Annotated in this window: 9 protein-coding genes; 4 read left to right on the top strand and 5 right to left on the bottom strand. The window is 60.9% G+C overall.

Annotation, left to right across the window (positions count from 1 at the left end; genetic code table 11):
* Positions 1–106: 106 nt before the first annotated feature.
* Complete coding sequence (locus NDO48_RS22465) at positions 107–1,300, bottom strand: DUF932 domain-containing protein (protein WP_267322379.1); 1,194 nt, start codon at positions 1,298–1,300, stop codon at positions 107–109.
* A gap of 472 nt (positions 1,301–1,772) precedes the next feature.
* On the opposite strand from NDO48_RS22465, the gene bhcA reads away from it, so the two are divergent.
* Genes bhcA through bhcD form a run of 4 tightly spaced genes read left to right on the top strand, consistent with a single transcriptional unit; the run spans position 1,773 to position 6,105 of the window.
* Complete coding sequence (gene bhcA / locus NDO48_RS22460; protein ID WP_182576188.1) at positions 1,773–2,963, top strand: L-aspartate--glyoxylate aminotransferase BhcA; 1,191 nt, start codon at positions 1,773–1,775, stop codon at positions 2,961–2,963.
* Positions 2,964–2,976: 13 nt separating this feature from the next.
* The gene (bhcB, locus tag NDO48_RS22455) at positions 2,977–3,924 is read left to right on the top strand and encodes a beta-hydroxyaspartate dehydratase BhcB (protein ID WP_182576189.1); all 948 of its coding nucleotides are present in this window, start codon (positions 2,977–2,979) and stop codon (positions 3,922–3,924) included.
* Between the two features lie 10 nt (positions 3,925–3,934).
* Positions 3,935–5,098, top strand: a complete 1,164-nt coding sequence (bhcC, locus tag NDO48_RS22450) for a 3-hydroxy-D-aspartate aldolase BhcC (RefSeq protein ID WP_182576190.1) — start codon at positions 3,935–3,937, stop codon at positions 5,096–5,098.
* Between the two features lie 41 nt (positions 5,099–5,139).
* Entirely contained in the window at positions 5,140–6,105 is a 966-nt protein-coding gene (gene bhcD, locus NDO48_RS22445) for an iminosuccinate reductase BhcD (protein WP_182576191.1), read from the top strand.
* 554 nt (positions 6,106–6,659) lie between these two features.
* Here the strand turns inward: bhcD and NDO48_RS22440 are convergent.
* From NDO48_RS22440 to NDO48_RS22425, 4 genes are read right to left on the bottom strand one after another with little or no spacing between them, the layout of a single operon-like run.
* Positions 6,660–7,292 (bottom strand): sarcosine oxidase subunit gamma, encoded by a 633-nt coding sequence (locus NDO48_RS22440; protein WP_267322378.1) that lies wholly within the window; start codon positions 7,290–7,292, stop codon positions 6,660–6,662.
* Positions 7,285–10,347, bottom strand: coding sequence for a sarcosine oxidase subunit alpha family protein (locus tag NDO48_RS22435; protein WP_267322377.1), 3,063 nt, complete (start codon positions 10,345–10,347; stop codon positions 7,285–7,287). The genes NDO48_RS22440 and NDO48_RS22435 overlap by 8 nt, the downstream gene beginning before the upstream one ends.
* Before the next feature lie 2 nt (positions 10,348–10,349).
* Positions 10,350–10,658 carry a sarcosine oxidase subunit delta gene (locus NDO48_RS22430; RefSeq protein ID WP_067967931.1) on the bottom strand — a complete coding sequence of 103 codons (309 nt, stop codon included), beginning with the start codon at positions 10,656–10,658 and terminating at the stop codon, positions 10,350–10,352.
* A gap of 16 nt (positions 10,659–10,674) precedes the next feature.
* Positions 10,675–11,928 carry a sarcosine oxidase subunit beta family protein gene (locus NDO48_RS22425; protein WP_192320275.1) on the bottom strand — a complete coding sequence of 418 codons (1,254 nt, stop codon included), beginning with the start codon at positions 11,926–11,928 and terminating at the stop codon, positions 10,675–10,677.
* Positions 11,929–11,973 lie beyond the last annotated feature (45 nt).

The raw sequence follows: 11,973 nt of genomic DNA, 5'->3' as shown, positions 1-11,973 counted from the left end.
CGAAGCGAAGCGCCGCCCTCTTCCTCTGGAGGGCAGCACCACACAGCCAGCGAGCCGGTAAGACACCAAGGGGAAGTCCGGATGGGCTCCCGGAATGCAGTAACGATCAGGCGGCTCGATCGAGTAGCTTCTTGGCCTTCGCCTCCATATCGAGGCGGGCATCCTGATGGGGTTTGTCTCGCGCGACGGCCGTGATGCCCTGCACGAAATCGAAAATGCTTTCGGGCGGGCGGCCTTCCTCGATCAGCACGGTGTCTATGATTTTAGCAGTCTCGGCCCTGGAGAAGCCGCGCCGGCGCAGGAACTCAGAGCGGTCGTCGTCGCTACGCGCGACGATCCGTTCACGCGATGCCTTGATGCCGTTGATGAAGGGTACCGGCGAGGAGTTAGCGAAATTGAGAAGTGCGGGCGCTGCCTCATGTGCAAATCGGGAGGCGGCGTATTTTGAGTGTCTGATGGTGATTTCCTCAAAATCTTCGACGCCCCAGAGGTTTCGGTTCTGGCACACAGCGCGGAGATAGAAGCTCGCAATTCCCAGCGTCTTGGCACCGACTTCTGAATTCCAGCAGTAGAAGCCGCGGAAATAGAGATCGGGCGAGCCATCCGGAAGCTTGCCTGCCTCAATCGGATTGAGATCGTCGACAAGGAAGATGAAGACATCTCGGTCCGAGGCATAAAGCGTTGTTGTGTCTTTGGTGATGTCGACACCGGGATTATAGATGCCAGTTGACCAGTCGAGCACGCCCGGAACCTTCCATCGGGTGTCCCCGGTGCCGTTGCCGGCGATGCGCTGGACAGCCTCGACGAGCTCGTGGTCGTAGATGCGGCCGTAGTCCGGGCCGGTGACGGCACGCAATTCCACGCGCCCGTCGCCCGTCTCAAGCGTCTTCACTTGCTCTGCACGATGCGTTGCGAAACCGTACTGCAGGTTTATGCCGGCCAGCGAAGCGGGGAGTTGGCGCAGATAGGCCGCGGGCGCTCCGACGAGGCTTGCGAGTTGTCCGAAACTCCAATGCGTCGGGGTGATGGGCAATTCCGCACCGGGGAGGACAAGCCTCAGCCGTTCCGGATCGCTCCGGCTCGCCTCGACCTGGATGCGCTCACTTTCGACGGTCCGGGTGCGGCTGCTTTCGGATCGCGCACGAACAGTATGAGCCAGATCGTTCAGAGATAGAAAGCGCTCGTCGTCGGGCCGCGAGAACCATTCCGACGAGACACGGCCGACGCGCTCGCCGCGCGTGACATCCACTTTGAAGCCACCATTGAGCTGGCGACTGGCATCGAGAACTTGCGTGTTCATGGCAGAAACCTCCCTGACGGCGCCGGAAGCCTCTCCTCCGACCTCAACCCGTCACGGAAAACCCGCCCTTCTCTCACTTTCCTGCGGCACCTCGGCACGTGGCCGATCCAGTCCTAAGGCATTGTGCTTCCCGGCCTGAGAGCCGGGCTCTGCTTCTGAACCGAGGAGCTAAGCACCATCCCGTGAGGCAGGCGTGCGGTCAGACGCCGTTGCCTACTTCGCGGTTACAAGCCGTACGCAACGCCAACCGCGGTCTGCTCTGTTGCCCAAATGTCGGCAATCTCACCGGAAAAAGTCGCCTGTAGAGCAAAAATAATTCACTAAATGAAAGAATTGTTGTGGCGATAAAAAATACTAAGATACTGAAATATATACAGAAAACGCCACAAACTCTAAAAAGAAAAATTTTTTCAAAAAAATTTACGCCGCGCCAACTGAATGATAGCTGTACCTCGACAAGGAGGAGCTGATCATGAGCACCCAAAATCCAATTTTCATTCCCGGTCCGACTAACATTCCCGACTTGCTTCGCAAGGCTGTGGACATGCCTACAATTGACCATCGCAGCCCACTATTCGGCAAGATCCTCCACCCCGCCCTTGAAGGCGTCAAAAAAGTACTGAAAACAGCGACGGCTGAGATATTCGTCTTTCCCTCGACCGGTACCGGCGGCTGGGAGGTCGCTCTAACAAACCTTCTGTCTCCAGGTGACAAGGTCCTTGCGACCCGCAATGGCATGTTCAGCCATCGTTGGATCGACATGTGCCAGCGCCACGGCCTCGATGTGATCGTCGTTCCACAGGAATGGGGTGACGGCATTCCCATCCAGGCATTCGAGGAGATTCTGACCGGAGACAAGAGCCATCAGATTAAAGCTGTTCTTGCAACGCACAATGAAACCGCAACAGGTGTGCGGTCCGACATTGGTTCTCTACGCAAGGCTCTCGATCAGGCTAAGCATCCTGCAATGTTGTTGGTCGATGGCGTAAGCTCCATCGGTTCCATGGATTTTCGTATGGACGATTGGGGCGTGGATGTCGCAGTCACCGGCAGCCAGAAAGGCTTCATGTTACCGCCGGGCCTCGCCATCGTCGGGTTTTCGCCTCGAGCTCTTGAGGAAGTCAAGACGGCAAAACTATCCCGGACTTTCTTCGATGTTCGTGACATGGCCAAGGGCTATGCGAACAGCGGTTACCCTTACACCCCACCGGTAGGATTGCTTAATGGGCTGAAACTTGCCACGGAGATGTTGCTCGAAGAGGGGCTCGACAATGTCTTTGCCCGCCATCATCGCATAGCAGAAGGCATTCGTCAGGCAGTGACCGCTTGGGGATTGCGACTTTGCGCAGTTCGGCCCGAGCTTTACTCGAACACTGTCAGCGCCATCCGCGTGCCCGATGGGATCGATGCGAACAGGATCGTTAGCCATGCCCTTGAAGCATATGGCGTAGCGTTCGGAACCGGGCTCGGTGACGTAGCGGGCAAAGTTTTCCGTATTGGCCATCTGGGTAGCCTTACCGATGTGATGGCCCTGTCGGGCATTGCGACGGCCGAGATGGTTCTGGTTGATGTTGGCCTGCCTATCAGCCTCGGCTCAGGCGTAGCAGCGGCGCAAAACTACTATCGCCGGGGCAATGGCCACGCTCAGAAGATAGCTTCGTGACGAGGACACATCCATGTACATTCCGACATTGGACGACGTGCTGGCGGGGCGCGAGCGGATCGACCCTTACATCCACCGCACGCCGGTCTTGACCTCGCGCATCCTGAATGAACTGACCGGAGCCGAGCTGTTCTTCAAATGCGAGAATCTTCAAAAGGCGGGAGCCTTTAAAGCTCGTGGCGCGGCGAACGCGGTTTTCGGCCTATCGCACGAGCAGGCAAAAAAGGGTGTTGCAACCCATTCCAGCGGCAATCATGGCACTTGTCTCAGCTATGCCGCCGGCCGGCGCGGAATTCCCTGTACGGTTGTCATGCCGCGGACTGCGCCTCAGGCCAAGAAGGACGCCGTCAGGGGGTATGGTGGGCGTGTGGTGGAATGCGAGCCATCAACGTCGAGCCGCGAAAAGGTCTTCGCCGAAGTGGTCGGTGAGACCGGAGCCGAATTCGTCCATCCCTACAATGACCATCGTGTTATCGCTGGCCAGGCGACATGTTCGGCCGAGCTGATCGAGCAGGTTGAAAGCCTGGATGCTCTGGTCGCGCCCATTGGTGGCGGCGGGATGATCTCGGGCACTTGCCTGGCGCTTTCGCATCTGGCGCCGCAAGTGAAAATTTATGCTGCCGAGCCCGAGCAGGCCGACGATGCGTATCGAAGCTTCAGGGCAGGACACATCATTGCGGACGACGCACCAGACACGGTAGCGGATGGTCTAAAAGTGCCGCTGAAGGAGCTCACGTGGCACTTCGTCAGGAACTACGTCACCGATATTCAAACTGCCTCCGAGCAGGAGATCGTTGATGCAATGAAGCTGATCTGGAAGCGTTTGAAGATAGTGATGGAGCCTTCGAGCGCTGTGCCTTTGGCGACAGTCCTGAAAAATCCTGAGGTATTTGCCGGCAAGCGCGTCGGCATCATCATTACCGGCGGCAACGTCGACCTCGAAAAACTTCCTTGGAATTGAGGAGAGAACCATGATCTCAACCGCAATGCTTGCCGGCCTTGAAGTCGGTTACGACGTCCCAGCACTCCCCGGAATGGCCGAGGCTGATATCCAGACACCTTGCCTGATACTGGATCTCGATGCTTTGGAGCGAAACATCAGGAAGATGGGCAACTATGCCAAGGCCCATGGAATGCGTCATCGTGCGCACGGCAAGATGCACAAGTCGGTCGATGTGCTGAAGATGCAGATGGAACTGGGTGGCGCAGTTGGCGTCTGCTGTCAAAAAGTCTCAGAGGCGGAAGTCTTCGCGCGTGCCGGGATCAAGGACATACTGGTCTCCAACCAAGTTCGTGACGTGGCTAAGATTGATCGACTGGCCCGGCTGCCGAAATACGGCGCTCGCGTGATCGTCTGTGTAGATGATCTGACAAACGTGGCCGACCTGTCCGCTGCTGCGGAGAGTCAAAACGCTCTCATCGAGTGTTTCGTGGAAATCGATTGCGGCGCCGGCCGCTGTGGCGTCAAAACAACTGAGGAAGTAATCAGGATCGCCAAGGCGATCGAAATCGCCCCCGGATTGAAGTTTGCAGGCTTGCAAGCGTATCAGGGCGCGATGCAGCACATGGACAGCTATGATCAACGAAAGTCCAAGCTTGACCTCGCCATTGCGCAGGTTGCCGATGCCGTCGCGGGTCTCAAGGCCATTGGCCTTGAGCCTGAGCTAGTTTCGGGTGGCGGCACAGGTTCATACTACTTCGAGTCGAGCTCGGGCGTGTACAATGAGCTGCAGTGCGGCTCCTACGCATTCATGGACGCCGACTACGGCCGCATCCAGGACAAGGATGGCAAGCGTATCGACCAGGGCGAATGGGAGAACGCGTTGTTCATCCTGACCTCAGTCATGAGCCATGCCAAGCCGAATCTGGCAGTCGTCGATGCCGGCCTGAAGGCCCAGTCGGTCGATAGCGGCCTGCCTTTCGTATATGGACGCGACGACGTTAAATACATCAAATGCTCGGATGAGCATGGAGTGATCGACGATCCAAACGGCGTACTCCAGATCAACGAGAAGCTGCGTCTGGTGCCAGGGCATTGCGATCCGACTTGCAACGTCCATGACTGGTATGTCGGCGTCCGTAACGGAAAAGTCGAAACGCTTTGGCCGGTTTCGGCTCGTGGCAAGGCCTACTGAACCCGAAGCCAGCGGTGGCGCCTTCTTCGAAAGGTTTGTTCATGATAATTGTTCCTGAACGTGAAATCAGTGGGCTTGTCTCGGCTACGGACTGCTTTACGGCGGTCGAGCAGGTCTTCGCGGCGATGGCAAGAAAGTCTGCCTACAACTTCCCTGTCATCCGGGAGGCCATTGGTCATGCGGATGCTCTTTATGGATTTAAGTCAGGTTTTGATCGCGAGAGCCTGGCACTCGGCCTGAAGTCAGGCGGTTTCTGGCCAAGAAATTTCGAGAAGGCACTGCCCAACCATCAGTCAACTGTGTTCTTGTTCGACGCTGATACTGGACGTTGTCGCGCCATGGTGGGAGGCAACCTTTTGACAGCGCTACGGACCGCTGCTGCGTCGGCCGTTTCGATCAAATATCTAGCTCGACAGGACGCGAAGGTCCTCGGAATAATTGGTGCGGGGCACCAATCCGTTTTCCAGCTAAGAGCCGCGCTTGAGCAGCGACCGTTTGAAAAGATTGTGGGCTGGAATCGCCATCCCCAGGCACTGAGCCGGCTCGAGGCCGTAGCTGCAGAGAGGAACATCCCATTTGAAGCAGTGAACCTCGATCGGCTCGGAGCGGAGGCGGATGTGATCATTACCATCGCTTCGTCTTTTGCCCCGATCCTAATGGCAAATCAGGTGCGGCCAGGCACTCATCTGGCTTGCATGGGAACCGACACAAGGGGCAAGCAAGAAGTTGAGACTGACCTCGTCGCAGCCGCCACAGTGTTTACGGATGAGACCAAACAGTCGGTAACAATTGGGGAGGCTCAACATGCGGTTGGGAAAGGGTTGCTCGCTGCCGCCGAGATCGTCGAGATCGGCGCGGTCATAAACGGAGACCATCCCGGCCGCATCTCTGCTACGGAAATCACCTTGTTTGACGGGACGGGAGTGGGTCTTCAGGATCTTGCCGTAGCGTCTGCCGTGGTTGACCTAGCGTTAGCGAAAGGCGTGGCCATCAAAGTCGATTTCTAATGCGTCGAGCGTTGACGCGCGCCTGACGGCTAGGTGAGCCAGTTGCGCAAGGCCAGCGCATTTTCGCGTGTGAGCGCGGTCATCGGGCGGCAAGTCTTCGCGCCCCCCCCGGATCTGCGATCCAGAGAAATGCTTAGGTTGTAAAGGTTGACCTACCCCGATCGTCGTCGCAGGCATCGCGATACTGAGTTCTGATGAACAGCCCCTTGCGACCCCTCTGTTCGGCCAAGACATGCTCCACTCGCTATTGCAGTAGAGCGGGCGGCCGCCGTTTGCAGCGCCCGCGTACTGTTCTTTCGACTTCCGGTTGGGAATGGCTCGAAATATCCACCCATCGACCCTTTAGCTGATCGCAAGATCGCTCAGCCGTCGGTGTCGCTTGTCGACGTCGAAGTACCGCCGGCGCCCCGATCGCGGCGAAGCAGCCGGATGGGATTACAGGGAGAAATGGCGAGGTTAGGAGCGTCCCGTTTGGAGCGTGAACCATCGCACCAATAGAAAAAAAGGCCCCGTCCGGTCGGACGGGGCTTTTCTGTTTGTTTGAATGGTGCGGCCTATGCCGCCCGGGCGCTTGCCGCCTCGACGCCATACTCCAGGGACGCGTCCACGATGGTATGCCAAAGGCTGTCGGCGAAGCTGGTGAACACCAGCATGTTGTAAACGGGGTGACCGTCGGCGCCATTTGCATCGCGCCACAGATTCACCGCCGTGTGGTCGACCGAGGTGTTTGCAGCAGCGCCGACCGGAAAGGCCAGGTCGTGCAGATCGAGCGACGAGAACTTGGCGATTGCATCGCGGCCACGCGGGCCTGAAACCCGGATCAGGCAGCGGCCATCCGACTGGTCGGACAAAGATGCTGATCCGGCAAAGACCTGCGCCATGGCAGCAAGCTGCGACGCCTCGTCGGTTCGGGGCGCAATGACCGTGAACTGATCGGGGCCCGACCAGATCAGCGTCGCCGTCTTACCGGTGACAGCCTTGGGCGTGGCCGGCGCCTCGATGCCGAACAGCTTCTTGGCGGCCTTGGCGGCGTCCGCTGCCTTGCCGCGCCGTGCCATGACCTGCACCAGCACGATGTCGCGCACCTCGTTCAGCGTCACGCCGGCTTGTGCGCCGGCTGCACCATGGCGGCCGGGAACAAGCGCCTTCTGCAGCGGCGATTGGGTGTTCCAGAGATAATCAACCACGCTGGCGCACTCCTTCTGGATCGTAGAAGACTGGATTGCAGATTTCGGCTTCGTAGTCTTCGCTGCGCAACGGGTCGTAGATGCGCACGATTTCGCCGAAACGCTCGCGACCGCGTTCGACCAGACCAAGGCCAATCCATTGTTCCAGCATCGGCGAATAGCAGACCGAGGTGACGTAGCCCTGGTCGGTTTCCGGACCGGGGATCGCTCCCTTGGGAACGACATGGGCGCCGGAGCGCAGTCGACGCTTCTGGTCGAGCGGCTTGATGCCGACGACGACCTGGCGGTCGGGTGCCGTCAGTGCTTCACGGCCAGCCATGACGCGGCCGATGAAGTCCTTCTTCTTCGACATCATCTTGCCGAGGCCGAGATCGTCGGCGGTCGTCGTACCGTTGAGCTCTGGACCGGCAACGTGGCCTTTCTCGATGCGCATGACGCCAAGTGCTTCGGTGCCATAGGGCGTGACGCCAAGGTCACGGCCGGCAATCATCAGGTTTTGCGCCATGGCGGCGCCATAACGGGCCGGCACGGAGATTTCGAAGGCGATCTCACCGGAGAACGAGATACGGAACAGGCGAGCGGTGACGCCGCCGCGCAGCTTGACCTCGCGGGCGCCCATGAAGGGGAAGCCTTCGTTGGACATGTCCTCGGACGGATCGACGAGCTCCTGGAGCAGCTTGCGGGTGTTGGGTCCGGCGATCGAGAACTGCGCCCATTGATCCGAAGCCGACGACAGCTGCACGTCGAGTTCGGGCCACAGCACCTGGCGGCAGAATTCGAGATGCGCCATGACAGGGCCGGCCTTGGCCGTGGTCGTGGTCAGGAAGTAATGGTCTTCGGCGATACGCGAGGTCGTGCCGTCGTCCATGACGATACCGTCCTCGCGCAGCATCAGGCCGTAGCGCGCCTTGCCCACGGCAAGCGACGAGAAGGCATTGATGTAGACGCGGTCGAGGAAGGTGCCGGCGTCCGCGCCGCGAACATCGACCTTGCCAAGGGTGGAGACGTCGCAGAAGCCGACGCCGTTGCGCACGGCCAGCACTTCGCGGGTGACCGATTCAATCCAGTCCTTTTCGCCCGGCTGCGGATACCATTGCGCACGCTTCCACAGGCCGGTGTCGACGAAGACCGCGCCACGGGCTGCGGCCCAGTGATGCGACGGCGTCAGCCGCCAGGCGTGGAAATTCTCGTCGCGGTGGTGGCCGGCCAGCGCGCCGATCGCCACCGGCGCATAGGGCGGACGGTAGATCGTCGTGCCGGTCTGCGGGATGGTGCGGCCGGTGGCTTCGGCCATGATGGCGAGGCCGGTGATGTTCGACGTCTTGCCCTGGTCGGTCGCCATGCCGAGCGTGGTGTAGCGCTTGAGATGCTCGACGCTTTCAAAACCTTCGCGCTGCGCCAGCGTCACGTCGGACGCGGTGACGTCGTGCTGGAAATCGACGAACGCCTTGCCCTTGGCCTTGACCTGCCAGAGCGGCGAGATCGCATAGACTTCGTCGCCGGCTTCCGACGCCTCGCCGGCGTTGCCGGATGCACCACACTCGGTGGCGGCGGCTGCACCCGCAGCATGACCATCACGCAGGCAGGCACCGAGCGAGAACTCGCCATTGGCGGCACCGGCAGTGGTCATGCCCTTCGGCGAATCCCCGGGAACGAAGGCAGCGATGTCGTCGCGCCAGACCGGCCGCCCACGATGGAAGCAGGACAGCCCGACATTCGGGTTCCAGCCGCCGGAGACGGCGAGGCAGTCGGCATCGATCTGCTGCGTACGGCCATTGTTGTCGGTGACGACAACACCGCGCACGCCGTCCACGCCACCCTTGACGTCCGTGACGCCGCCTGAGAGCACGCGCAGGTCGGAAAGCTCGGCCAGCGCCTGGTATTCCGCCGGCACCTTGCCGCGCGGATCGATCACGGCCGATATGTCGCCACCCGCCTGCTGGATCGCCTCGACCGTACGCCAGCCGTCGTCATTGTTGGTGAACAGCGCCACCTTGCGACCCGGCATCGCTGCGAAGCGGTGGACATAGGTGCGCACGGCGGACGCCATCATCACGCCCGGACGGTCGTTGCCCGGGAAGACGATCGGCCGCTCGATGGCGCCCGCCGTCACGACCGAACGCTTGGCGACGATGCGCCAGACACGCTGGCGGACCTGATGCGGACCCGGCACCGGAACATGGTCGTTGACGCGCTCGAGCGCGGCATAGACGCCGCCATCATAGACGCCGAACAGCGCCGTGCGGACCATGATGCGAACATTCGGAAGTGCTGTGAGTTCGTCGGTCGTACGACCCACCCACTCCTCGGCATGCATGCCGTCGATCTCGCCGCCGTCGCTGAGCAGGCGGCCACCGAGGCGGCTGTCTTCCTCGACGAGGATGACGCGCGAACCGGCACGGCCAGCCGCCAGGGCGGCCGCAAGACCAGCGGCACCACCACCGATGACGAGCACGTCACAATGCGCCCAGGCCTTGTCGTAGTGATCGGGATCAGGCAGCTCGGCGCTCTTGCCGAGACCAGCCGCACGGCGGATCAGCGGCTCGTAGACCTTCTCCCAGAACTTCGCCGGCCACATGAAGGTCTTGTAGTAGAAGCCGGCAACGAAGATCGGTGCGGCCAGCTGGTTGATCGACATGAAGTCGCGGCGCAGCGACGGCCAGCGGTTCTGGCTCTGGGCGACCAGCCCGTCATAGAGCTCCTGCGTGGTGGCGCGGGTGTTCGGCTCCTTGCGGGCACCACTGCGCATCTCGACCAGCGCGCTCGGCTCTTCGGAGCCTGCGGTAATGATGCCGCGCGGACGGTGATACTTGAACGAACGTGCGACCAGCTTGACGCCGTTGGCAACGAGCGCCGAAGCCAATGTGTCGCCGGCAAAGCCCGACATGACCTTGCCATCGAACGAAAACTGCAGCGGCTGCTGGCGGTCGATCAGGCCGCCGCTGCGCAGGCGATGCGACTGGCTGGCTGAAGCTGCCTGACTGCGGGCGCTGGTCGGCGCGCCCTCGAGTGCGGCCGTCCTGCCGAGCGGTTCGGATCCGGAATAGCCCGACATCTTTATTCTCCTGCCTGCACCGGCTTGGCCGCGCCAACGCCTGGGGCTGCGGTCACCGACCTGAATTCATGCGTCACCGTGTTGCGCTCGGCGATCAGCCACGAGCGACAGCCACCACCGTGGTACCAGTACTCGCGCATGTAGCCGGCGACGTTGTCGCGCAGATAGACGTAGTCGTAGAAGGCGTCCTCGACGCCCTCGGGGCTTTCGCCGCTATCGACTGCGAAGTTGGGCCGCTTGGGCGAAGCGTCGCCGAGATAGGTGAACTCGCCGTTCTCGCGTTCGCCGCAGAAAGGACATGCAATACGCATTCCGCCAGTCTCGCTTTCAGTGCAGGTTGGGTTGGGCGCCCTGGCCCTTTTCATCGATCATCGCGCCGCGGCGGAACCGGTCGAGCCGGAAGCGGGCGGCTTCCGGATGCGGTTCGTCGCGCGCCAGGAGGTGAGCGAAGACGAGACCCGAAGCCGGCGTCGCCTTGAAGCCGCCATAACACCAGCCGGCATTGAGATAGAGGCCGTCGATCGGCGTCTTGTCGATGATCGGCGTGCCGTCCATCGACATGTCCATGATGCCGCCCCACTGGCGCAGCATGCGGACGCGGCCGATCATCGGCATCACCGCCATGCCGCCTTCGCAGACGTCCTCGATCACGGGCATGTTGCCGCGCTGGGCGTAGGAGTTGTAGCCGTCGAGGTCGCCGCCGAAGACGAGGCCGCCCTTGTCGGACTGGCTGATGTAGAAGTGGCCGGCGCCGAAGGTGATGACACCCGGGATCAGCGGCTTGATCGCCTCGGAGACGAAAGCCTGCAGCACGTGGCTTTCGATCGGCAACTTCATGCCGGCCATCGCGGCAACGCGCGACGTATTGCCTGCGACCGCCATGCCGACCTTGCCGGCGCTGATCTTGCCACGCGACGTCTCGACGCCGGTGATCTTGCCATTGTGGTCGCGCACGAAGCCGGTGACTTCGCAGTTCTGGATGATGTCGACGCCGCGCTGGTCGGCGGCGCGGGCGTAGCCCCAGACGACCGCGTCGTGGCGGGCGGTGCCGCCGCGGCGCTGCATCAGGCCGCCCATGATCGGGAAGCGCGGGCTGTCATAATTCAGGAACGGCAACTCCTTGCGGATCTGCACCGCGTCGAGCAGTTCGGCGTCGATGCCGTTGATACGCATGGTGTTGCCGCGGCGGGCGAAAGCGTCGCGCTGGGCATCGGAGTGATACAGATTGATGATGCCGCGCTGGGAAACCATCGCGTTGTAATTGAGATCCTGCTCCATGCGTTCCCACAGCTTCATCGACATCTCGTAGAAGCCGGTATTGCCGGGAAGTCCGTAGTTGGAGCGGATGATGGTGGTGTTTCGGCCGGCATTGCCGGAGCCGATCCAGCCTTTTTCAAGCACGGCAACGTTGCGGATGCCGTATTCGTTGGCGAGGAAATACGCCGTCGCCAGTCCATGGCCGCCACCGCCGATGATGATCACGTCGTAGTGGCTTTTGGGTGCCGGATCGCGCCACGCCCGGGTCCAGCCCTTGTGGCCTGACAGCGCAGCCTTGGCGAGTGAGAAGATCGAATATTTCATCGCATGAGTTCCGGCGAATTTTGACAAATGCTGGGCCGTCGCCCG

This window comes from Aminobacter sp. MET-1, from assembly GCF_026521175.1.
In the GTDB taxonomy this organism is placed as follows: domain Bacteria; phylum Pseudomonadota; class Alphaproteobacteria; order Rhizobiales; family Rhizobiaceae; genus Aminobacter.
Note: the sequence above shows the minus strand (reverse complement) of the source record. Positions and strands in the feature narration are given on the sequence as shown.